This is a genomic window from Salinifilum ghardaiensis, from assembly GCF_054491345.1.
The window spans coordinates 2,268,494-2,290,699 of sequence record NZ_CM137101.1 but is presented as its reverse complement, the minus strand read 5'-3'; the positions used below and the strand labels follow the sequence as shown (position 1 = coordinate 2,290,699).

Here is a 22,206-nt window from a genome sequence, read left to right as displayed (position 1 = left end):
TCCTATCTGCAAACAAAACCACCGTCGACCGGGAGCGTCTGCCCGGTGACGTAGGCGGCGGCGTCGGACAGCAGGAACCGCACCGCGCCGACGAGGTCCTCGGGCTGCTGGGGGCGGTCCAGGGCGCGGTTGCGCCGGTAGAGGTCGTGGCGCTCCGCCGGGATGTCCCGGGTCGCCTCGCACTCGGTGATGCCCGGTGCGACGGCGTTGACGGTGACCCCGTCCGGCCCCGCGTCGCGGGCCATCGTCCGGGTCAGCGCGACCAGGGCGCCCTTCGAAGCCACGTAGTGCGCCAACCGGGGCGGGCCGTAGAAGGCCACGTCCGAGGCGACGTTGAGGATCCGCCCCCCGCCCCGGGCGCGCAGCTGCGGGTACAGCGCCCGCGAGACCAGCCACGTCCCCCGCAGGTTCACCGACATGACGCGGTCGAACTCGCCGGGTTCGATCTCGTGGAAGGCCTTCCCGCCGACGCCGTCGGCGAGGGCGGCGTTGTTCACCACACCGTGGGCACCGCCGATCTCCGCCACCCGGGTGGACAGGTTCTCCACGGATTCCACATCGGACACGTCGGTGTCCACCCGGTGCACCGCGCAGCCGCGCGCGCCCAGGTCGGCGACCACCGCGGCGGCCGATTCCGGGTTCCGCTCGGCCACCACCACCTGCGCGCCCGCCGCGGCGAGGTCGCGGGCGATCGCCCGCCCCAGTCCTCGCCCGGCACCGGTGACCACCACCGTCCGCCCCTGCAGGTTCATCGCGCACCTCCGTCCACACCGTCCAGGAACCGGCGGACCGCTGCGTTGAACTCGTCCGGCCGCTCCTGGTTGGCCGCGTGTCCCGCGCCGGGGACCACGTCGAACCGCGCGCCCGGGATCCCGCCGGCCAGAGCACGGCTCTCCGCCACCCCGGTCACCGCGTCCTCGGCGCCGACCACCACCAACGTCGGCGTGGTGATCGCGGCGAGCTGGTCGGAGTGGTCCGTGGCGGCCATGGCGCGCGCGGCGTTGCGGTAGCCGGTCAACCGCACGCGCGACATCTGCACCAGCACCTGCTCGGCCACACCCGCATCCGCGTCCCGAGCGGTCAGGCGCGGGCCCCGCCGCTCGGCGAACGCGCCCGCACCCAGCCGGGTCAGCTCCTCGACGCGGTGCGCCATCGCCGCGCGAGCCTCGGCCGTGCGGCCGGAACCGCGCGAGGAGTCCGCGAGGACCAGCGAGCGCAGCAGGTCCGGGGCCGTGAGCGCCATCCGCGTGGCGATGACCCCGCCCCACGACACTCCGAGCACGTGGGCCGGAACCGCGCCGAGACCGCGGAGGACGGCGACGGCGGTCCCGACGTAGTCGTCGAGCGCCGGCTCGCCCGGCAAGTCCGCGGAACCGCCGTAACCGGGGGCGTCCCAGGCGAGGGTCCGATGACCGGGCAGGCCGGACATCTGCGCGGTGAACGCCTCGGCAGCCCCGCCGATCCCGTGCAGCATCAGCACCGGGACGCCCGAGCCCTCGTCCAGGACCTCCGTGCCGGAGAGCCGCACCCTGCTCATGCGAACACCCCGGTCGGTCGGGCCAGTCTGGCGACGGCGGCGAGGACGGCGTGCGGAACAACACCGCTGGTGGCCGGGTTGTCCGGTGACGGGCGGTTGCCGATCTCGAACCGGTACTCGCCGGCGCTGCCCGCGGCGCTGATCACGTGGCTGGTCATCGGCGCGCGCGGGTCGGCGACCACGGTGGCCTCCACCCGGTCCCAGCTGCCCACCGCCAGCGCCACCGAGGCGGCCACGTTCGCCGAGGCCGGGAACGCGGCGGTGACCTCGCGCGCAGGACCGCGCATCAGCTCGACCGGCTCGGTGGCGGCGCGGAGGCGCTCCTGCTGCTCGGCACCCATCCACTGCTGGACCAGGGCGGAAGCCTTCTTCGTGGTCGCGATCCGCACCGCATCGAGACCGCCGCCGCGCGCGGTGGCGGCCAGCAGGTCGAGACCGCCGATCGCGCCGGTGCACAGGTGCAGCCTGCCCGGTCCGGCGTCGCGCAACTCGGCCAGCAGGCCGTCGTCGGTCAGCGCGCCGACCGAGACCACCAGCAGGTCGGCGCCCGACGCGACGACGGACGGGCCGAGCTCCGCCAGCGCGCGCTGCCCCGCGCACTCGACGACCAGCTCGGCGTCCTCGCTCGCGGATCGACTGCCGACCACCGGCAGGTCGGGTGGATCGACCGGTTCGGTGTGCACGACCCCGACCAGTTCGGCTCCGGGGACCGCACCGTCGCGGACCGCGCGCGCCACCACTCCGCCGATCGCGCCGCAGCCGAGAATCGCCACCTTCACGACCGCACCACCTCCAGGTAGCCGGGATCGGGCTTGCCCGCCATGTGCGCGCGGGCGTCCTTGGAGGGCGGCCCGGCGGTGCCCCACTGGTCGGACAGCTCCGGGGTGCGCCGCCACACGCGGCACAGCCACGCGTCCTCGTCGACCTGCTCGACCTCCGAGGTGTACTCGCAGACCAGCCCGGCGGGGTCGGCGAAGTAGGAGAAGGTGTTCGATCCCGGTCCGTGCCGCCCCGGTCCCCACAGCGGGGTGATGCCGTTGTGGCGCAGCCGTCCGATCCCCCGCATGAAGTGGTCCACAGTGGGCATCTCGTAGGCCACGTGGTTCACCGAGGTCCACTCGGCCTGGTTGAACGCGATGACGTGGTGATCGGAGTTGCACCGCAGGAAGGCCATCTGGTGCTCGGACCAGTCGGAGATCCGCATGCCGAGAACCCCCGTGTAGAAGTCGCAGGCGGCGTCGATGTCGGTCGTGTTGAGCACGACGTGGGCGACCTTGCGGGGCACTGCGGAGAACCCGTCCGGGTCCTGCGGCACGACGGCCTCGACGTTGCAGGACAGCTCGACGAGGCGTCCTTCCGGGTCGACGAGCCGGAGACCGTAACCGCCGCCGATCTGGTCGAGCCTGCCCGGCTCGGTCAGCATCGGGACTCCCAGCGCGTCCAACCGCCGACCGGCCTCGTCGATCTCGGCGGGCGTGCCCACGGCGAAGGCGATCTTGCCCAGGCCGTTGCGCTCGGCCTGCTGCAGCTCGACGATGTGGTGCTCGGGTCCGGTGCCGCGCAGCCAGGCCGCGTCGCGCTCGGCCTCGACCGGGGTGAGGCCCCAGATCTCGCGGTAGAAGTCGGCGGACTCGGCGAAGTTCTCGGTGCGGAGGCTCACCGAGCGCAGCGCGCGGAGCCTGCCGACCGGTTCAGCGGGGCGTGCGTGCATGACGACCTCCATCGGTCAACGGGTTGCCGGGACGCGGGCGTGCTCGTGCTCGGTCAGCGCGGCGGCCTGCCGACCGGCTTCGCGGCGCAGCACCCGGCGCAGGCGGACGAGGGCGATGTCGTGCTGGTAGAGGTTCTCCCGGGACCAGGCGTCGCCGGGCATCGCCTCGGCCATCTCCCGGTCCTGTTCCAGCACCTGCCAGTGCCGCTCCTCCAACCGGTTCTTGTACAGGAAGCGCCAGCTGTCCCGCTCCCATCCGGTGACCTCGCGGCAGCGCCAGAAGAACCCGGCGTGCTGCTGCTCGTTGATCGCGGTCACGCAGGCGACGATCGTGAACGGGCCGCCCGGACCGGCCGTGTCCGGGTAGGGGATGTCCAGGGTGACGCACTGGAATCCGCCGTGGTCGATCCACTCGGACCAGTCGAAGTTGACGCCGCGCTGGTCCGTCTTCTCGAAGACGAAGCCGGTGTCGGTGTCCCGGACCTGGAACTCGGCCGCGCGCTTGCCCGTTCCCATGGTGTGGCTCTTGCGGTGCAGGAAAGCACCGTGCATCGGGTCCATCAGGTTGTCCAGCGACAGCAGGCGGGAGCAGTCCCACTCGACGTAGCAGAGGAACTCCTCCCACTCGCCCCCGGACAGCGCTGCCGGCAGCTGAAGCGGCGCGGGGTCGGCTTCCTCGTCGAGCCCGAACCACGCGAAGATCGCACCTGCGCGCTCCTCGACCGGGAACACCCGCAGCGCCCGGCGGCCTTCCAGCGCGCAACCCGGACTGCCGGGCACGGAGGCCACGACGCCGTCGGAGTCCAGTTGCAGGCCGTGGTAGTTGCAGGCGATGCGGTCTCCCATGTGGACACCGCGCGACAACCGCGCCGCGCGGTGCGGGCACCTGTCCTCCTGGACGTGGACCCGGCCGGCGCTGTCCCGCCACAGCAGCAGTTCCTCCCCGGCGCGGTCGAGCCGCACCAGTTCACCCGGGCGCACGTACTGGGAGGGGCACACCGCGTACCAGCGGTCGCGCAAACCCAGCTGGAGCAGACCGTCCTCAGTGCGCAGTGACGTCCTCATCAGCGTTCCTCCTTCGCGCCGAACCGGGCGAGCTCGCGGGTGAACGTCCCCTCCGTCCACTCCGCACCGTCCGGCGGTCGGACTCCGGTCTCGTTGAGCGCGGCCACGACTCCGCCGAGGTCGTGGATGCCGCGCCCGTAGATGTCCTCGAGCTCGTCGGCGAAGGCCTCCTCGTAGCTGGTGGACGGTCCCGTCCGGCTCTGCACCGGTTCGAGGTTCAGTGGCATGTCAGTTCTTCTCCTGGTGGGTTGTCAGCCTCCGAGCGCGGGCCGGCCCGATCCCGCACCGTTCACAGGTCCAGCACCAGCTCCGCCGAGCTGCAGCGGGACACGCAGATCATCATCGTGTTCCCGGATTCCTGCTCAGCAGGGCTCAGCACGAAATCGCGGTGGTCGGGCCGACCGCTGAGCACCTTGGTCTCGCAGGTGCCGCACACGCCCTCCCGGCACGAGCTCGGCACCGCGACCCCGGCCTCGCCGACCGCGTCCAGCACCGACCTGCCGGCCCCGACGGGCACGCGGGCCCCGGAAGACGCGCACACCACCTCGAACGATTCCCCGTCCGCCGCGCTCTGCGAGGTCTCCGGCGCGTGGAAGCGCTCGACGCGCAGCATCGACGGGTCGGGCAGGGCCGCCTCCACCGCGCTGATCAGCGGTTCGGGTCCGCAGCAGTGCACCAGCGTTGCCGGGGGGAGATCGGCGAGCTCGGCGGCCAGCTCGGGCGGGCCGCCGTGCTCGTCGTCGGCGTGCACCCGGATCCGCTCGCCGCAGAGGCCGACCAGGTCGTCGAGGAAGGCCATGCTCGACCGCGACCGCCCGCAGTAGAGCACTCGCCAGTCCGCGCCCTTCCGGTCGAGCTCCTCCGCCATCGCCCGCAGCGGTGTCACGCCGATCCCGCCGGCGATGAGGAGATGGCGCTCGGCGGTCTCCAGCGCGAAGTTGTTCTGCGGACCGTCGACCTCCAGGAGGGTTCCCGCGGTCAACCGCTCGTGCACCCACGCGCTCCCGCCCCGGGACTCCGGCTCCCGCAGCACCGCCACCGTCCACTGGTGACCGTCCGCGGGGTCTCCGCACAACGAGTACTGCCGAACCAGGCCGTTCCCCAGGTGCAGCGAGAGGTGCGCTCCCGGTTCCCAGCGCGGGAGCTCGTCGCCGGCCGGATCGCGGAAGTCGACCTGGACCACTCCCTCGGCCAGCCACGTCGTGCGGTGCACCCTGACCGTGCGCGCCATGCTCCTCACCCCGATCAGCCGTCAGTCCCGCGTCACGCCGTGCATCGGGGAGGTCGGCGGGTAGGTCGGGATCTGCGGCTTCTGCGCTCCGATGACCACGCAGAACAGCGCGTCCCGGTCACCGACCGTCCGCAGGCTGCGCGGCACCCCCGCGGGAACCCGAATGAGGTCGCGGTAGCCGAGCGTGCGCGTGGCGGTCTTCGTCCCGTCGTCCACGTCGTGGACGTTGACCTCCAACTGCCCTTCCAGCACGAAGAAGACCTCCTCGACGTCGTGGTGGGTGTGCTCGGGACCCACCGCACCCGCGGGCAGCCGCATGTTGGAGAACGTGAAGTGCTCCGAGGGCAGGGTGCGGCCGTCGCCTTCGTGGTTGCCGGTGGCACCGGAACCGATGTAGCGGACCTGCGCCCGCCGGAACTCCTCCCCCGCCTTGGCCTGGAACGCCAGCGTGTCCCAGTCCTCGTTGCGGGACTCCCGCGAGGCGATGCACCCGTCGATCAGTTCCTCCAGGTGCGCGTGCCGGGTTTGCGATGCGGTCATCTGTCCCTCCAAAAGACTTAGCATTAAACGAGCTAGCGGTAAGGACTATGACCAACCACCTGTGATGCGGACAACCCCTGCAAGGATTCAGCGGGAGAAATTTTTCATATCGACTGCGCACAGGCTTGCTCAACTGCGGAAGATGCGCACCGCGGTACCCGCTATTGACTTACCAGTAAGCTATTTGAGTAGACCATGCACACCTGGAGGTGCACCGTGACCGTTGCGGAGATCCCCGACGAGATCCACGCCGCCGGCCGCTGGCGGCGCGGCGGCGGCGCCCCGCTGGAGTCCGCGGACCCGGCCACCGGCGAAGTGCTCGCCGAGCTGACCGCGGCTTCTGCCGAGGACGTCGACGAGGCCGCGCGCGCCGGCGCCGAGGCCGCGGCACGGGAGTCCTGGCGCGACCTGCTGCCGCACGAACGCGCTCGGCTGCTGCACCGGGTCGGTGACCTGGTCGAGCGCGACGCCGAGGAGTTGGCGCTGCTGCAAACGCGCGACACCGGCAAAGCGCTCGCCGAGACCCGCGCGCTGGTGGCCAGCGCCGCCGGCACGTTCCGCTTCTACGCCGCAGCGCTGGAAACCGCGGAGACCCCGCTGACCCCGCAGCGCGGCCCGTACCTCGCGATGAGCGTGCACGAACCCGTCGGAGTCGTCGGGGCCATCACCCCGTGGAACTCCCCCATCGCCAGCGACGCGCAGAAGATCGCGCCCGCGCTGGCCGCCGGCAACGCAGTCCTGCTCAAACCGGCCGAGGCCACGCCGCTGGTCTCCCTCGGCCTCGCCCGGCGGGTGGTGGAGGCCGGGGTGCCGCCGGCCCTGCTGTCGGTGCTGCCGGGAACGGGGCCGGTGGTGGGCGACGCGGTCGTGCGCCACCCCCTCGTCGGACGCGTCTCCTTCACCGGTGGCACGCGGACCGGCCGCGCGATCGGCCGCGCGGCCGCGGACAAGATCATGCCGCTCACCAGCGAGCTGGGCGGCAAGTCGCCCACGGTGGTCTTCCCCGACGCCGACCTGGAGCAAGCGCTGGCGGGGGTCCTGTTCGGGATCTTCTCCTCGACCGGGCAGAGCTGCATCGCCGGTTCCCGCATCTTCGTGCACGAGTCGATCTACACCGACTTCGTGGATCGCCTGGTGGCGGCGGCGCGGTCCCTGCGCGTCGGTCCGGGGACCGCGCCGGGCACCCAGGTCGGCCCGCTGGCCACCTTCGCGCACCGCGACCGGGTGGCTTCGCTCGTCGACCGAGCCCGCGCGGAGGGCGGCCGCGTGCTCTGCGGCGGCCGCGTGCCCGACGACCCGGAGCTCGCGCGCGGCGCGTACTACCTGCCGACGCTGCTCGACGGCCTGGCCAACCACAGCGCGACCTGCCAGGAGGAGATCTTCGGCCCCGTCGGTGCGGTGCTGCCCTTCCGCGACGAGGACGACCTCGTGTCCCAGGCCAACGACACCGTCTACGGCCTGGCCTGCGGCCTCTGGACCACCGACTACCGCCGCGCCTGGCGCGTGGCCCGCCGCGTCGAGGCGGGCACGGTGTGGATCAACACGTACAAGCGCCTCAGCATCGCCACGCCGTTCGGCGGCACCAAGCACAGCGGTCTCGGCACGGACAAGGGACGCGACGGGATCCTGCAGTACACCCGGCAGAAGAGCATCTACTGGGGCCTCGACGAGCAGGAACGCCTCTGGCGGCTCTGAACGCCGGGAGGCCGTGCGGACCCGACGTCCCGGCCCTCCGGGGCCCTCAGCCTTCCGGCTCCAGCTGGGTGGCGGAGTGGTCCAGGGAGATCTCGAGCCTGCTGAGCAGGTCGGCCAACCGGTCGCGCTCGGTCGCGGTCAAGCCGCTGAGCATCCGCTTCTCGTTGTCGAAGTGAGCGGTGGCGACCTCGCCGACGAAATGCACCCCCCGCTCGGTGAGCTGCACGTAGACCACCCTCCGGTCCTCGGGGTCCCGCACCCGCGTCACCAGGCCCGCCTGCTCCAGCTTGTCCACGCGCTGGCTGATGCCGCCGGTGGTGACGAGGAGGGCGTCGGCCAGTTCACCCGCGGTGCGGCGGTACGGCGGCCCCGCCCGGCGCAGCGAGGCCAGGATGCTGAACCCGGCGACCGTCAGGTCGAACGCGCCGAAGATCCGCGTCAACTGGTCCTGGTAACGCTGGTAGGCGCGGTGCAGCCGCCCGAACACAGCCAACCCGGAGGGGTCCATGTCGGGACGTTCCCGTTCCCACTCCGCGAGCATGTAGTCGACCGCGTCGGGCCGGGAACGGCTGCGTCGTGCCACGAGAGACCTCCTGCGTCCCGAACGATTAAGCATCTTTCCGCTAAGACTAACGTCGCTAAGGCAAGATACCACCGCACCGCGTGCGGACCGCCGAACACCGCCGGGAAGGTCCGCGCACCGGCGCCGCCGGTTTCGGCTAGCCTCGACGCATGGGCAAAGCGGGCCGTCGACCGGGACGCAACGACACCCGCGAACAGGTCCTGACCGCCGCCCGCGAGGTGTTCGGCGATCGCGGTTACGACCGCGCCACGGTCCGCGCGATCGCGGCCGAGGCCGGAGTCAGCCCGGCCATGGTGCACCACTACTTCGGCAGCAAGCAGCAGGTGTTCGTCGCAACCGTGCAGCTGCCGTTCGACCCGAGCCGGGTGAAGCGCAGCCTGCTCGAGGGCCCGCGCGAGCAGGCCGGCGAACGCGTGGTCCGCACGTTCCTGGCGATCTTCGCCGATCCGGAGGTCCGGGCCCCGTTCGTGGCCGCTCTCCGCTCGATCACCGGCGACGAGGAGACCACGGCGCTGCTCCGGGAATTCATGGACAGCTCGATGTTCGGCGTCGTGGCCGAGGCGCTGGGCGTCCCCGCGGCCCGCTTGAACGCCGCGGCCGGGCAGATGATCGGCCTGGTGATGACCCGGTACGTGCTCCAACTCCCACCTATCGCCACCGCCACCGACGACGAGGTCGTCGCCATGATCGCCCCGGTGATCCAGTACTACCTCGACGGCACCGCGCTCCCCCGAGGTGCGCCCCCTTCCCCCGGGGCTTGACGGTGCCGGGCGCGCGAGGGAAATTAAACACATGGCCAATTCTTCCGGGGAGGTCATCACCGCTCAGGACCTCCGGGTGAACCGGGGCGGACGCGCGGTCCTGCGCGGCGTGGACTTCGCGATACCCCGCGGCAGCATCACGGGCCTGCTCGGGCCCAGCGGCTGCGGCAAGACGACCCTGCTGCGGGCGGTCGTCGGAGTGCAGGTCATCGCCGCGGGCACCGTCACCGTCCTCGGCCGCCCCGCTGGCGCACCGGCACTGCGCAAGCGCATCGGCTACGCGACCCAGAACCCGGCGATCTACCCGGACCTGACCGTGACCCAGGCGCTGCGGTACTTCGCCGCGGTGCTGCGCGCCCCCACCTCGGACGTGCCCCGCGCGATCGGCGAGGTGGGCCTGACCGAGCACGCGGACGCGCTGATCGGAACCCTCTCCGGCGGGCAGCGCAGCCGGGCTAACCTCGCCGTCGCACTGCTCGGCACCCCCGAGCTGCTGGTGCTGGACGAGCCGACGGTCGGACTGGACCCGATGCTGCGCGACGAGCTGTGGGGGCTGTTCCACCGCCTGGCCGCGCGCGGCGTCACGCTGCTGGTCTCCAGCCACGTGATGGACGAGGCGGCCCGGTGCGGACGGCTGCTGCTGATGCGCGAGGGCGCCGTGCTCGCCGAGGACACCCCGCACGGCCTGCGCAGGCGCACCGGGCACGAGGACCTCGAGCAGGCGTTCCTCCGGTTGATCGAGCAACGGCAGGTGCAGCAGTCATGAGCCCCGCGAGCGCGCTGGCCACGACGCGCCGGATCCTCACCCAGCTCGCCCACGACAAGCGCACCGCAGCGATGCTGATCGTCGTGCCCTCGCTGCTGATGGTGCTGCTGCGGTACGTGTTCGACTCGGAGGTGCTGTTCTCCCGGATCGCACCGGCGCTCCTCGGCGTCTTCCCGTTCCTGATCATGTTCCTGATCACCTCGATCACCACCTTGCGGGAGCGGACCACCGCCACGTTGGAGCGGCTGATGACCCTGCCGATCGGCAAGCTGGACCTGCTGCTGGGCTACGCCCTCGCCTTCGGCGCGATCGCCCTGGTGCAGGTGTCCCTGGCCGCGGGCGTCTCCGTGCTGTGGCTGGGGCTGGACATCGCCGGCTCGGTCTGGACGCTGCTGCTGATCGCCGTGCTGGACGCGCTGCTCGGCATGGCCATGGGCCTCTTCGTCAGCGCCTTCGCGCGCACCGAGTTCCAGGCTGTCCAGTTCATGCCGGTGATCGTGCTGCCCCAGTTCCTCCTCTGCGGCCTCCTCGTCGCCAGGGACGAGATGCACCCGGTGCTGCGCTGGGCTTCCGACGTCATGCCCCTGTCCTACGCGGTGGAAGCGCTCACCCGGGTCACCACCTCCGCCGAACTCGGCGGCGTGATCCTGCGCGACGTGCTCGTCATCGCCGGCTGCGCGGTGCTGGCGCTGCTGCTCGGCGCGGCCACCCTGCGCAGGCGCACGCCCTGAAGCACCCACCGCGCGGGCACCCGACCGAACGCGGAAGCACCGCGAGAGCGCTCGGCGGATCCGCGACGGGCCTCCTCCGACGAGCGGACGCGTGCCGGGGCCCGCTTCAGCCCAGCGCCGCGGGCGCGAGCACGGCTGCCAACGCGACTCCGGCGGCGACTGCGAGGACGACGTGGGCGAACCAGCGGCGCAGGGCGTCGGCGGGCAGCTTCGGGGCCAGGCGGCCGGCGGCGGCGGAAACCACCAGCGCGGCGCCGGCGAACGCGAACAAGATCGCGTAGTCGAGGTTCGCCGCCGCGCTGGCGTGGGCGGACAGTCCGCCCGCGGCGTTGATGAGCACGATCACCAGCGAGGTCGCGACGGCCGCCTGGGTTCCGAGGCCGAGCAGCACGCTCAGGGCCGGGACGATGACGAAGCCGCCCCCGACTCCGAACAGGCCGGTGAGCACGCCGACACCAGCACCGGCGCCGAGGGCCTTGGGCAGGCAGCTGCGCCAGTTGACGCCGCCCGCGCCGGTGCGGCAGGCCCCGGCGCGGTTCGCACCGCCGCGGAGCATGCGCACCGCCACGACGACCATGAGCGCGGCGAAGGCCAGCAGCAGCCAGCGCTGCGGGAGCAGGCGTCCCAGGGCGGTTCCGGCGAAGGCGGCCGGGACACCGGCGGCGCCGAAGACCAGCGCCACCGGCCACTGCACGTGAGCGCGGCGAGCTCGGGAGGCGAGGCCGCCCAGGGACGAGACCGCGACCACGGCCAGCGACGTGGGGATCGCCGTGTGCAGCGGTTGCCCCACGCCGTAGACCAGCGCGGGCACGGCCAGGATCGAACCACCGGCACCGAGCAGGCCCAGGGCCAGTCCGATGACCGCGCCGAAGACGCCTGCCAGGACCATCGTCGTCTCCTGTTCCCGACGGCGCGGTGCGCCGCGGAAGCCAACCGGAATGGGGTGGGGAGGCGGGCGTGCCGCGGGAGGGGCTGCGGGCACGCCCGCCGGCGGGGCAGGTCAGCGGGAGGGGGTGTCCGCCGGGGCCTGCTCGCTGGTCAGGGCGCGGAGCGCGCTCGCCGCGTCCGCCTCGCGGGTGCGGTTGTGCGGCAGCAGTCCCAGAACCCGGGACATGGCGCAGGTGTCGGTCACCGCGGCGAAGGTCAGCCCCGCGCCGACGAATCCGGCCACCCACTTCAGCGGTGCGTAGGCGGTGCTGGCGAGCACCCCGGACAGCACCAGCAGCCCGGCGGTGAGCCGCACCTGGCGCTCCATGCCCCACGTTCCCGAGCCGCGGTTGACCGGGGCGTCGTGCTGCTGCCACCCGGTCATCCCGCCTTCCAGCACGGAGAGGTGCCCCAGACCGGCTGCTGCCAGCACGCCGCGGGCCTGCTCGGCCCGGCCACCGGAGGCGCACACGAGCACGATCGGGTCCTCGTGCGCGGTGGTGAGCTCCTCGCGGTGCTCGCGCAGCAGGTCCAGCGGCGCGTTGTGCGAGCCGGGGATGTGCGCGGCGGCGAACTCGCCGGGGGTGCGCACGTCGATCAACCGGGTGCGCGGGTTGCTCTCCAGCAAGCTGCGCACCTGCGGGGTGTCCATGCTCACCGGTGTCGTGGCGGACATCGGTCTCCTTTCCTCGTGCCTTCCCGCTTCGGGCCGCGGGATCGTGGTGATCAGGCGGCGGCCGCCAGGGCGAGCCCCGCCTGCTCGGCGTTGCCGAAGGAGTCGTCGACGAGCACGACGTCGCGTCCGGCACCTTCCAGCAGCGAAGCCGCGGCCGCGGCCCGGTAGCCGCTGCCGCAGTGCACCCACACCGTGCCCGCGGGCACCTCGCCGGTGCGGTCCTTGAGCTCGTACAGCGGGACGTGCACCGCCCCTTCCACGTGCGCGGCCGTCCACTCGTTGTTCGTGCGCACGTCCAGCACCACGTCCGCCGCCGGCAGCCCGTCGCCGCGGCCGTCGCGGGCGGCGGCGAGTTCGGCGAAGGTGGCCGCGGTGGTGCTGCGCAGCTGCGCGGGATCGGCGGCGAGCTCGTGCGGCTGGCCCGCGGCCGCCGCGGCGAAGGAATCGATGCCGATGCGGGCCAGCTCGCGCTGCGCCTCGGACACCTGCTGCCGGCTCCGCCCGAGCAGCGTGATCGGCGCGCCCCAGTCGAGCATCCACCCGAGCCAGGTCGCCATCGGGCCGTCCAGGCCCAGGCTGACCGTGCCCGCCAGGTGCGAGTCGACGTAAGCGGTGCGCGAGCGCAGGTCCACCACCCACTCGCCGGCCGCCAGCCGCTGCCGCAACTCCTCCGGGCTCGCCCGGTCGGGGGTCCGCAGGTCCAGCGGCTCGGGTCCGGCGGTGTTGCGCACGCCCATGTGCGCGTAGTAGGCGGGATAGGCGTCCAGCCCGGACAGCATCTGCTCGACGAAGTCGCCCTGCGCCAGCGTCAGCGCCGGGTTGAACTGCTTCTGCTCACCGATCGTGGCCGAATCGCCCGAGGCCTGGCTCGCCGAGCAGAAACTGCCGAAACCGTGCGTGGGCCAGATCTGCGCCCCGTCCGGCAGCATCTCCACCAGCTTGCGCGCCGAGGCGTGCTGGTGCCGGGCCAGCTCGTGGCTGTGCTCCTGCCCGAGCAGATCGGTGCGGCCGGTGGTGCCGAACAGCAGCGACCCGCCGGTGAAGACCCCGACCGGGCCGTGCTCGCCCTCCAGCACGTAGGACAGGTGGTGGTAGGTGTGCCCCGGCGTGGCCACCGCCCGCACCCGCATCCGGGGCGACACGTCCACGACATCGCCCTCGGACAGCGGCGTGCGCGCGAACGGGACCTCGTCCGCCGCCGCGACCCCGTAGTCGGCCCCGGTCAGCCGGGCCAGCTCGAGCCCACCGGAGACGTAGTCGTTGTGCACGTGCGTCTCCAGCACCAGCGCGATGCGCACACCCCACCGCCCGGCGGCGGCGAGGAACCGGTCCACATCGCGCTGCGGATCCACCACGACGGCCACGTCCCCGTCCGCGGCCAGGTAACTGCGATCGCCCAACGACGAGGTGGCGATCACCTCCACCGCCAACCCGCCGGCGAGCTGGTGGTCGGGTTCGGCGTCTCGGGCAGCGCTCATCGTGCCTCGCTCCTTCGCTCTCAGTTCGTCCCTCCCGGGCACGGGACTCGTCACAAACCCCCCGGGGTATTACTTCCGCGCGGGCGTGCCCGCCGCTGGCAGGGAGCAGCGGGCGAGGCGCGGATCAGGCCAGCGAGAGGAACAGCCGCTCGAGCTCCTGCTCCGTCATCGGCGGTTCCTCACCGTCCTCGCGCGCCTGCTGGCAGTACCGCATACCGCTGGCCACGATCTTGAATCCGGCCCGGTCCAGCGCTCGGGAGACAGCAGCCAGCTGCGTCAGCACCTGAGCGCAGTCCTCGCCCTCCTCGATCGACTCGATCACGCCGGACAACTGGCCCTGCGCCCGGCGCAGGCGCGTCAGCGCATCGCCGACCCGCTCCGGCTGCATCTCCATCACAACCACCTCCAGCTCCTCCAACAGCGGATACCCCATAGGGTATTCCACCTCCGGCGACGGGTCCACCACAGGCCGACCCCGGACCCCGGCGGCCCGCCCGCGCTCCCCGGCGGGACCCGGAGCCGAACGAGCGAGGGTTCGTGATCCAGGACATGCTCCATGTTGCTTTCAATACAACCGAGTTGCACAAGAAAGACCTAGGAGCAGAGCTCGTAGCCGACCAGGGACGACCGACCCGACGAACAATTCCGCATCAAAGCGAGCAATCAGCAGATCGACCCGCGGACCCCACCGGATGTTGACACGAAGCAAGACGCTGCTTACGTTTCGTTCAATGCAACGCAGTTGTACTTTTCAGTGCGGCTTCGAGGAAAACGAACCCGCCGGCGCGCTCCTGCGCGGTCGGCTCGACCCGCTCGGGAGTGGACACCATGCCTCCAGACCCCTCTGACCCCGATCACCACCCCCGGTCCCCGGAGTCGGAGTCCCCGGAGTCGGAGTCCCCGGAGTCGGAGCCCCCGGCGCCGGGGACTCCAGCACCGGCGACGATGCGCCGCGTCGTCAGCGCGAGCTTCATCGGCAACCTCGTCGAGTGGTTCGACTACGCCGTCTACGGCTACCTCGCCACGACGATCGCCGGCGTCTTCTTCCCCGAAACCTCCCCCACCGCCGGACTGCTGGCCACGTTCAGCGTTTTCGCGCTGTCGTTCGTCATCCGCCCCGTCGGCGGCCTCTTCTGGGGGCACTTCGGCGACCGGGTCGGCAGGCGCACCGCGCTGTCGCTGTCCATCCTGATCATGTCCGCCGCCACCTTCGTGATCGCGCTGCTGCCCGGATACGCCCACGCGGGCCTCGCAGCCCCGCTGTTGCTGCTGGTCACCAGGCTCGTGCAGGGGTTCTCGGCAGCGGGCGAATACGCCGGAGCTTCGGCGTTCCTGTTCGAGTACGCGCCGCGGAACCGCAAGGGCTCCTACACCAGCGTCGTGCCGGCCAGCACCGCCGCGGGGCTCCTGCTGGGTTCGGTCGTCGTCACCCTGCTGACCACGGTGCTCTCGGACGAGGCGATGTCCTCGTGGGGATGGCGCGTCCCGTTCCTGCTCGCCGCACCGCTGGGGCTGGTGGGCCGCTACATCCGGCTCAAGCTCGAGGACACCCCCGAGTACAGGGAACTGGAGGACCGGCAGTCGGCGGAGCAGGCGCCGCTGCAGCAGACCTTCGCGCGCAACAAGCGCCGCCTCCTGATCGCGTTCGGCGCGACCAGCCTCAACGCGGTCGGGTTCTACATGCTCCTCAGCTACATGCCGACCTACCTGTCCACCGAGCTCGGCATGGGCGAGACGAGCGCGTTCGCGTCGACCACCGTCACCCTCGTCGTCTACATCGCCGCCGTGTTCGCGATGGGGCGCCTGTCCGACCGGGTCGGCCGCGCGAGGATGCTCACCACCGCCGGAGCGCTGTTCGCGGTGCTGGCGGTCCCGGTGTTCCTGCTCCTCGGGGTCAGCGGCCTGCTCGGCGTCGTGCTGGTCCACACGGCACTGGGGATCCTGCTCAGCACGAACGACGGCACCCTCCCCTCCTTCCTGGCCGAGCTGTTCCCGACGCAGGTCCGCTACAGCGGTTTCGCGTTCAGCTTCAACACGGCCAACGCGCTCTTCGGCGGGACCGCGCCGTTCGTGGCCACGTCCCTGATCCACGCGAGCGGAAGTCCTGCCGCCCCCGCGTGGTACCTCGCAGCCGCCGGGCTCGCCGCGGCGCTGGTCATGCGCGCCGCGGCGCGCAGTTCTCCCGGAAACGCCCCCGTCGGGGCCGTTCCGGGCAGCGCACAGCACAACACCGAGCACGAGAAAGGATCCGTTCGATGAGCATGGAACGCCTCAAGACCATCCACAACGGGCAGTCCGCCGTCCCGACGTTCTCCGATGCGGAGATGCAGCGGCGGGTGGACGCGCTGCGCGCGCACATGTCCGAGTCCGGTGTGGACGCTGTGGTGTTCACCAGCTACCACAACATCAACTACTACAGCGACTTCCTCTACACCGCCTTCGGGCGCAACTACGCCCTGGTGGTCACGCACAGCAGCCACGTGACGGTCTCGGCCAACATCGACGCGGGCCAGCCGTGGCGGCGCAGCTTCGGCGACAACATCGTCTATACCGACTGGCAGCGCGACAACTTCCAGCACGCCATCGCCACGGTGCTGGCCGACGCCGGAGTCACCCGCGGGCGCCTCGGCGTCGAGGACGACGAGGTCTCGCCGGTGCTGCGCGCGCAGCTCGCCGAGGCCTTGCCCGGTTTCGAGCTCGTCGACGTCTCCGCGGCCACCGCGGCCCAGCGCATGATCAAGTCCGGCGAGGAGATCGCCCTGATCAAGGAGGGGGCGCGCATCGCCGACGTGGGCGGTGCCGCCGTGGCCGAGGCCGTCACCGAGGGCGTCCCCGAGTACGAGGTCGCCCTCGCGGGAACCCAGGCCATGGTCCGGGAGATCGCGCGGACCTTCCCCGATGCCGAGCTGCGCGATACCTGGGTGTGGTTCCAGTCCGGGGTCAACACCGACGGGGCCCACAACTGGCCCACCTCCCGGCGGGTCCAGCGCGGCGACGTGCTCAGCCTGAACTGCTTCCCCATGATCGCCGGGTACTACACCGCCCTGGAGCGCACCCTCGTGTACGGCGAGCCCACCGAGGCGCAGCTGCGGTACTGGAAGGTCAACACGGCCGTGCACGAACGGGGGCTGGAACTCATCCGGCCCGGTGCGGTCTGCGCCGACATCGCCGCCGAGCTGAACAAGCTCTACGCGGAGGAGGGGCTGCTCGGGCACCGGACCTTCGGGTACGGCCACTCCTTCGGGGTGCTGTCGCACTACTACGGCCGCGAAGCCGGTCTGGAGCTGCGCGAGGACATCACCACCGCTCTCGAGCCGGGAATGGTGGTGTCCATGGAGCCGATGATCACCATCCCGGAGGGACAGCCCGGAGCCGGTGGGTACCGCGAGCATGACATCCTCGTGGTCACCGAAAACGGCGCCGAGAACATCACGCGCTTCCCCTACGGACCCGACCACAACATCCTCCCCGCCTGACGGCGCTCCGCAGGCGATGCCGGTCCTCGGCCCTCGCCGGGGGCCGGCGTCCTCGCGGCCGGAGCGGTGCGCGGGGGCACAGGAGCAGCGAGCATGACCGACAGCGACGAGCTCGACCGGCAGGAGCCCAGGAACGCGTCCTCGATGCTGCGCAACGGCATCAGCATCCTGCACGCCTTCTCCGTGGACGAACCGGCCCTCGGGGTCACCGAGATCGCCCGCAGGGTGGACCTGCACAAGAGCACGATCTCCCGGTTGCTGCACCAGCTCGAGCAGATGGACCTGGTCCTGCGCGACCCGGAGAGCGGGCGCTTCCGGCTCGGTCTGGGCCTGATCGGCATCGCCGGGCCCCTGCTGGCCAACCTCGACGTGCGCCGACTGGCCTACCCCTCCTTGGAGCGCCTCACCGAACGCACCGGCGAGACCAGCGCCCTGGTCGTGTGGAGCGGCCACGAGTCGCTCTCGGTCGAGCAGGTCGCCAGCCCGAAGCAGGTCAAGCACACCACCCCCATCGGGACCCGCTACACCACCGCGGCCAGCGCTTCGGTGCAGGTGTTCCTCTCCGAGCTCCCGGAGGGCCGTGCCCGGGAACTGCTGGAGCGGGGGCTGCTGCGCTCCGCGCACCCCGACGAGTCCGAGATGGGCGCCTGCCTCGAGCGGCTCGCCGCCGTCCGCCGCTCGGGCGTGGCCGTCAACGCGGGCGAAACCCACGTGGAGGAAGTCGGCATCAGCGCACCGGTGCGCGACCACCGCGGTCACCTCGTCGCCGCGCTGCTGCTGTCCGCCCCCAGCTTCCGCGTCTCATCCGAGCTGCGCACCCAGCTGGCCGGAACCGTGCGCGAGACCGCCGCCGAGGTCTCGGCGCGGCTCGGCGCGAGCACGAACGGGGGCGGCGGCACCGACGCGCCGCCGCGGCCCTGACCCGCGCCGCTCGATCACACCGGCGCGTCGACGAGCCGCTCGTGCACCCGCGGGGGGCCGCACACCGGTTGCGCGTGCGCGGCGATCTCGGCCAGCGGGGCCACCCACATCCCGTCGAGGGAGCGGAGCAGCTCCAGCAACCGCTCGAGCATGTCCGCCTTCGCGGGACGCCCGGACAGGAACGGGTGCGTGGTCAGGACGAAGCAGCCGCCCTCGGCGTGGCGCGCCCTCGCCTCCAACGACCACATCTCCAGGGACTTCTCCGGGCTTTCGATGACACCGCTGCCCGTCCACCCCGGATAGAACGCGAACTGCTCCCAGTCGTCGAGCGCCCAGTCCACCGGGATCTCGAGCAAACTGGCCGAGCCCGGTCCCGACGTGGCCATCAGGTACGGGACGTCGTCGTCGAGCAGGCTGGAGTCGTAGGCGAAGCCGCGCTCCGCCAGCAGCCGCGGGGTGTGCCAGTTCATCTCCCACCAGGGCGCCCGGTACCCGGTCGGCCGCACGCCGGCGACCCGCTCCAGCGCATCGAGCCCCCGGTCCAAGTACTCCGCCTCCGCGGCCTCGTCGAGCCCCCGCATGGCCTCGTGCACGTAACCGTGGTGCGCCACTTCGTGGCCCTCGTCGACGATGGCCCGAACAGTGTCCGGATAGCACTCGGCGGTGTAACCGGGGACGAAGAAGGTCGCGCGCACGTCCTGGCGCCGCAGCACGCGCAGCAGGCGCGGCACCCCCACGCGGGGGCCGTAGGACTGGTGCCCCATCAACGACATGCGGTCCACCGCCGTCGGGTCCTGCACCAGGACGCAGGACTCGCCGTCCACGTCGAAGGTCAGCGCCGCTGCTGCCCGCACGTCGTCCTGCCAGGGGAACTCACCGGGGTTCGCGGACATGTTCGACCTCGTTCCACATCGGAGCAACACAGTTCAGGGACGGTTCAGGAAAGGGAGGGGCTGCGCGTTCCGGCGGCTTCCCCGGGTTCGCGCTCGGGGAGGTAGCGGCGGTGCACCCGCGGCCCCAGCGAGGCGTAGAGGGCAGCCGAGACCAGGCCTCCCGCCAACCAGGACAGGTCGATCCCTCCCATCGCGCCGGCGATAGGACCCTGGAAGACGTCCAGCACACCGTGCATGAACAGCCAGGTGGCCCCCACGCCCGCGCCGAAGGACACCACGGCGGCCCAGTTGACGTCGGGGAGGCGGTCGCTGCCGACGGGGGCGAACAACCGCTCCGCGTGCCGGCCGTCGCGCTCGAGCCGGAAGAAGTGGACGAGCATGATGCCGGCCCACGACGCGACCCAGGCCACCAGGGAGACGAGCCAGGAGTCCAGCACCGCCGCGAAGTCGCCGTGGAAGACGAACAGCACCACGCACAGCATCGAGAACACGCCCACCAGCAGGCTCAGCGTGCGTCGGGAGGCCCTGATGTCCAGGGCTTGCGTGGCGACGCCGAAGGTGTAGATGTTGAGGATGTTCGTGGCGATCGGTCCGTGCACCACGAGGAACAGCACCGGCACCGCCAGCGAGCCGTAGTTGTCGACGATCAGGCGCCCGGGATCGGCCTGGCCGTTCTCCGTCGCCAGCGACGCGCCGAGGACCCCGAGCCAGACCACGGGCAGGAACTGCCCCAGCGTGCTGGCGAGGTAGAGCCTGCGGCGCGGCACCGCGGTGCTGACGAACCGCGAGTAGTCCGCGGCGTAGGTGAACCACGTGATGCCCCACCCGATGCCGATGGCGGTCATGACGGCGGTCATCGCGCTGATCCGCTCGAGCCCGGTCAGCACCTCGCCCGGCGGGCCGGCGTAGCTCCAGTCGATCTCCAGCTGCGTCCACGCCACCAGCGACATGAGCACCAGCACCACGATCGTCGGCGGCACGGTCCAGCGCTCGAAACCGGAGATGGCCCGGTAGCCGATCCAGGAGATCACCACCTGCACGGCCATGATCCCCGCTGCCACGGCGATCTTGGCGGTGTAGTTCCCGGCAGCCGGGTCGACCAGCCCGAGCTCGCCGAACAAGGCCATGACCAGGTCCAGGATGATCCACGTGTTGACCGCGCACCACCCCACGGCGAGCAGCGCCTGGATCGCGGCGGGCAGGTACCCGCCGCGGCGGCCGAACGCGGCCCGCGCCAGCACCATCCCGGTCACACCGGTGCGCTGGCCGAGCAGCACGAACAACCCGAACAGGGACATCCCGACGAAGTTGCCGGCGATGAGCACGACCAGCGTGTCGGACAGGCCCAGCCCCAGTTGGATGCCGAGGGCGCCCAGCACCCAGTTGATGGGTGCGATGTTCGCTCCCGCCCAGATCCAGAACTGTCCTGAAACTCTCCTCGTTCTGGCTCTCTCCGGTATCGGCTGAAGGGACTCTTCGAGATCACCCGCCGCGGGGTCGTCCGTCGTCGCGCTCGTCATCTGTGCTCGCCTCCAGGCCGGTCACTGTTGTCCGCCCATGCTTCTGGCCGGGGAGGAACGAGACAAGGTACATTCCGTCAACCATCGTTCGCCTTCCATTGGACATTTCGTCATGCCGACGACACTCGACGAGGTGCTGCGCCACCCCAGCGTGCTGCGCGGGGAGCCGGCGCTGCTGACCGGAGCGGCCCACGGCGCGCGCGCCGTGCGGTGGGTCCACTCCAGCGAAGTCGTCGACATCGCCCCGCTGCTCCGGGGTGGTGAGCTGCTGCTCGCCGGCGGAGTCGTGCTCTCCGGGATCGACCCGTCCCGTCAGCGCTCCTACGTCCGCGAGTTGACCGCTCGGGGGGTCTGCGCACTCGTCGTCGAGACGGCCAGCACCGGCGTCGGCCTGCCCGAGGCCCTGCTCGACGAGTGCCGGCAGCAGGACTTTCCCCTGATCCAGCTCACCCGCACGGTCCCGTTCGTGGAGATCGCCGAGAGCATCAACGGCCTCCTGGTCAACGAGTCGGTGCAGCGGCTCCGCCTCGCCGACTCGCTCTCCGACGCGCTGTCGGCGCAGCTGACCTCGGGAGCGGATCTGCAGCAGCTCACCGACACGCTCGCGGAGAGCACCGGGGCCGGGGTCGCGGTCCGCGACAGGGCCGGGCAGGTGCTCGCGACGGCAGCGCACCCCGATCCGGAGCTCGGGGCGGAGGTCGAGCAGCGACGCGCACCCATCACGGTGCACGGCGTCACCACCGCCCACCTCGACGTGCTGTCCCCTCCCGGCGCCGACCCGGCCGCGCTCGAAGCCGCCCTCGACCGCGCTCCCCAGGCCTTCGGGCTCGCCCTGCTGCGCGCGCAGCCGCCCACGCCCGGCGCGCGTGCGGCTCGTGCCCTGTTCCAGCACCTGCTCGACCCCACCGCCCGCAGCGCCGACCTCGACACCTTGCTCGCGAAGGCGGGGCTGGACGGCACCGACTCGTTCGTCGCCGTCGTGGCCGCCCACGCCGAGCCGGGGGTGCACGGAACCCTGGAGCAGGTCCTGCAGCGCAACGGGCGGAAGGCGCTCACCCGCATCGAGGAGCACGAGCTCCTCGCCCTGGTGGCCCTCGAACCGCACCACCCCGAGCGCTCCCGGCAGTGCCTCGTCGACGACGTGCGCCAGCTCGGCGATCTCGCGGCCGAGCGTTCGACCATCGGCATCGGCCCGCTCGCCACCGGCAGCGGTGAGCTCCCGCACGCCGTGGCCGAAGCGCGCCGCTGCCTGCGGTTGGACCTCGCCGGGCCGGGGGGCACCGGGATCATCGACGCCGCCGCCTGGTCCCTGCACAGGCTCGTGCACCAGCTCGACGCCGACGAGGCCTTGCACCGGTTCGTCCGCGAGCAGCTCGGAGCGCTGCTCCACGAACCGCTCGAGACCAGGCAGCGATTGCTGCGCACCCTGCAGATCTTCTTCGACTGCGCGGCGAACAAGACCCGGACCGCGCAGCGCCTGCACGTGCGCAGGCAGACCCTGTACCAACGGCTCGACAAGCTGTCCGCCTGCCTGGGCCGCGACGTCACCGACCCCGAGAAGCTCGCCGATCTGCAGGTGGCGGTCCGGCTCCGGAACGTCCTCAGCGGACACGAGGGCGGGTGAACGGCCGCGCCCGACCGCGCCGGAGCGGGACGCGTTCCCCGCACGTCCGGCTCGCCGTGCGAGCACCCCGG

At 71.8% G+C, this 22,206-nt stretch carries 23 protein-coding genes; 8 read left to right on the top strand and 15 right to left on the bottom strand.

The features are described 5' to 3' along the window. Positions 1–2: 2 nt before the first annotated feature. From ACVGV0_RS10515 to ACVGV0_RS10480, 8 genes are all read right to left on the bottom strand, one after another. The gene (locus tag ACVGV0_RS10515) at positions 3–752 is read right to left on the bottom strand and encodes a 3-oxoacyl-ACP reductase family protein (RefSeq protein WP_459159670.1); all 750 of its coding nucleotides are present in this window, start codon (positions 750–752) and stop codon (positions 3–5) included. Then, positions 749–1,537, bottom strand: coding sequence for an alpha/beta fold hydrolase (locus tag ACVGV0_RS10510; protein ID WP_459159669.1), 789 nt, complete (start codon positions 1,535–1,537; stop codon positions 749–751). The genes ACVGV0_RS10515 and ACVGV0_RS10510 overlap by 4 nt, the downstream gene beginning before the upstream one ends. Beyond that, positions 1,534–2,316, bottom strand: a complete 783-nt coding sequence (locus ACVGV0_RS10505; protein WP_459159668.1) for an aspartate dehydrogenase domain-containing protein — start codon at positions 2,314–2,316, stop codon at positions 1,534–1,536. Before ACVGV0_RS10505 ends, ACVGV0_RS10510 begins: the two co-directional genes overlap by 4 nt. Next, positions 2,313–3,248, bottom strand: coding sequence for a VOC family protein (locus ACVGV0_RS10500; RefSeq protein WP_459159667.1), 936 nt, complete (start codon positions 3,246–3,248; stop codon positions 2,313–2,315). Before ACVGV0_RS10500 ends, ACVGV0_RS10505 begins: the two co-directional genes overlap by 4 nt. Before the next feature lie 15 nt (positions 3,249–3,263). Then, entirely contained in the window at positions 3,264–4,313 is a 1,050-nt protein-coding gene (locus tag ACVGV0_RS10495; protein ID WP_459159666.1) for a Rieske 2Fe-2S domain-containing protein, read from the bottom strand. Further along, positions 4,313–4,540 carry a recombinase-like helix-turn-helix domain-containing protein gene (locus ACVGV0_RS10490; protein ID WP_459159665.1) on the bottom strand — a complete coding sequence of 76 codons (228 nt, stop codon included), beginning with the start codon at positions 4,538–4,540 and terminating at the stop codon, positions 4,313–4,315. The genes ACVGV0_RS10495 and ACVGV0_RS10490 overlap by 1 nt, the downstream gene beginning before the upstream one ends. A 62-nt stretch (positions 4,541–4,602) precedes the next feature. After that, entirely contained in the window at positions 4,603–5,544 is a 942-nt protein-coding gene (locus ACVGV0_RS10485) for a PDR/VanB family oxidoreductase (RefSeq protein WP_459159664.1), read from the bottom strand. 21 nt (positions 5,545–5,565) lie between these two features. Then, entirely contained in the window at positions 5,566–6,084 is a 519-nt protein-coding gene (locus tag ACVGV0_RS10480) for a cupin domain-containing protein (RefSeq protein WP_459159663.1), read from the bottom strand. A 216-nt stretch (positions 6,085–6,300) separates the two neighbouring features. Here ACVGV0_RS10480 and ACVGV0_RS10475 point away from each other — a divergent pair, with 216 nt between their 5' ends. After that, positions 6,301–7,779 (top strand): aldehyde dehydrogenase, encoded by a 1,479-nt coding sequence (locus tag ACVGV0_RS10475; protein ID WP_459159662.1) that lies wholly within the window; start codon positions 6,301–6,303, stop codon positions 7,777–7,779. A gap of 46 nt (positions 7,780–7,825) precedes the next feature. Here ACVGV0_RS10475 and ACVGV0_RS10470 read toward each other — a convergent pair whose 3' ends face one another. Beyond that, a complete protein-coding gene (locus ACVGV0_RS10470) occupies positions 7,826–8,362 on the bottom strand; it encodes a MarR family winged helix-turn-helix transcriptional regulator (protein ID WP_459159661.1) in 537 nt (178 codons plus the stop codon). Positions 8,363–8,511: 149 nt separating this feature from the next. Between ACVGV0_RS10470 and ACVGV0_RS10465 the strand changes: the two genes are divergently transcribed. From ACVGV0_RS10465 to ACVGV0_RS10455, 3 genes are read left to right on the top strand one after another with little or no spacing between them, the layout of a single operon-like run. Then, the gene (locus ACVGV0_RS10465) at positions 8,512–9,123 is read left to right on the top strand and encodes a TetR/AcrR family transcriptional regulator (protein WP_459159660.1); all 612 of its coding nucleotides are present in this window, start codon (positions 8,512–8,514) and stop codon (positions 9,121–9,123) included. A gap of 31 nt (positions 9,124–9,154) precedes the next feature. Next, the gene (locus ACVGV0_RS10460; RefSeq protein WP_459159659.1) at positions 9,155–9,889 is read left to right on the top strand and encodes an ABC transporter ATP-binding protein; all 735 of its coding nucleotides are present in this window, start codon (positions 9,155–9,157) and stop codon (positions 9,887–9,889) included. Next, on the top strand, positions 9,886–10,620 hold the full coding sequence (locus tag ACVGV0_RS10455) for an ABC transporter permease (RefSeq protein ID WP_459159658.1): 735 nt from the start codon (positions 9,886–9,888) through the stop codon (positions 10,618–10,620). Before ACVGV0_RS10460 ends, ACVGV0_RS10455 begins: the two co-directional genes overlap by 4 nt. A 106-nt stretch (positions 10,621–10,726) precedes the next feature. Here the strand turns inward: ACVGV0_RS10455 and ACVGV0_RS10450 are convergent, their stop codons facing one another. The 4 genes from ACVGV0_RS10450 to ACVGV0_RS10435 all read right to left on the bottom strand — a co-directional run bounded on the left by ACVGV0_RS10450 (position 10,727) and on the right by ACVGV0_RS10435 (position 14,095). Beyond that, entirely contained in the window at positions 10,727–11,509 is a 783-nt protein-coding gene (locus ACVGV0_RS10450) for a sulfite exporter TauE/SafE family protein (RefSeq protein WP_459159657.1), read from the bottom strand. A 111-nt stretch (positions 11,510–11,620) separates the two neighbouring features. Further along, entirely contained in the window at positions 11,621–12,223 is a 603-nt protein-coding gene (locus ACVGV0_RS10445; protein ID WP_459159656.1) for a rhodanese-like domain-containing protein, read from the bottom strand. Positions 12,224–12,273: 50 nt separating this feature from the next. Next, positions 12,274–13,701, bottom strand: coding sequence for an MBL fold metallo-hydrolase (locus ACVGV0_RS10440; RefSeq protein WP_459159655.1), 1,428 nt, complete (start codon positions 13,699–13,701; stop codon positions 12,274–12,276). 124 nt (positions 13,702–13,825) lie between these two features. Then, the gene (locus ACVGV0_RS10435; protein WP_459159980.1) at positions 13,826–14,095 is read right to left on the bottom strand and encodes a metal-sensitive transcriptional regulator; all 270 of its coding nucleotides are present in this window, start codon (positions 14,093–14,095) and stop codon (positions 13,826–13,828) included. Positions 14,096–14,646: 551 nt separating this feature from the next. Between ACVGV0_RS10435 and ACVGV0_RS10430 the strand changes: the two genes are divergently transcribed. The 3 genes from ACVGV0_RS10430 (at position 14,647) to ACVGV0_RS10420 (ending at position 18,098) form a co-directional block, all read left to right on the top strand. Next, a complete protein-coding gene (locus ACVGV0_RS10430; RefSeq protein WP_459159654.1) occupies positions 14,647–15,960 on the top strand; it encodes an MFS transporter in 1,314 nt (437 codons plus the stop codon). After that, entirely contained in the window at positions 15,957–17,177 is a 1,221-nt protein-coding gene (locus ACVGV0_RS10425; protein ID WP_459159653.1) for a M24 family metallopeptidase, read from the top strand. The genes ACVGV0_RS10430 and ACVGV0_RS10425 overlap by 4 nt, the downstream gene beginning before the upstream one ends. A gap of 93 nt (positions 17,178–17,270) precedes the next feature. Further along, complete coding sequence (locus tag ACVGV0_RS10420; protein WP_459159652.1) at positions 17,271–18,098, top strand: IclR family transcriptional regulator; 828 nt, start codon at positions 17,271–17,273, stop codon at positions 18,096–18,098. A gap of 14 nt (positions 18,099–18,112) precedes the next feature. Here ACVGV0_RS10420 and ACVGV0_RS10415 read toward each other — a convergent pair whose 3' ends face one another. Together ACVGV0_RS10415 and ACVGV0_RS10410 are read right to left on the bottom strand one after the other, a co-directional pair. Further along, a complete protein-coding gene (locus tag ACVGV0_RS10415; RefSeq protein ID WP_459159651.1) occupies positions 18,113–18,991 on the bottom strand; it encodes a polysaccharide deacetylase family protein in 879 nt (292 codons plus the stop codon). Between the two features lie 44 nt (positions 18,992–19,035). After that, positions 19,036–20,511, bottom strand: coding sequence for a purine-cytosine permease family protein (locus ACVGV0_RS10410; RefSeq protein ID WP_459159650.1), 1,476 nt, complete (start codon positions 20,509–20,511; stop codon positions 19,036–19,038). 112 nt (positions 20,512–20,623) lie between these two features. Between ACVGV0_RS10410 and ACVGV0_RS10405 the strand changes: the two genes are divergently transcribed. Beyond that, positions 20,624–22,135, top strand: coding sequence for a PucR family transcriptional regulator (locus ACVGV0_RS10405; RefSeq protein ID WP_459159649.1), 1,512 nt, complete (start codon positions 20,624–20,626; stop codon positions 22,133–22,135). Positions 22,136–22,206 lie beyond the last annotated feature (71 nt).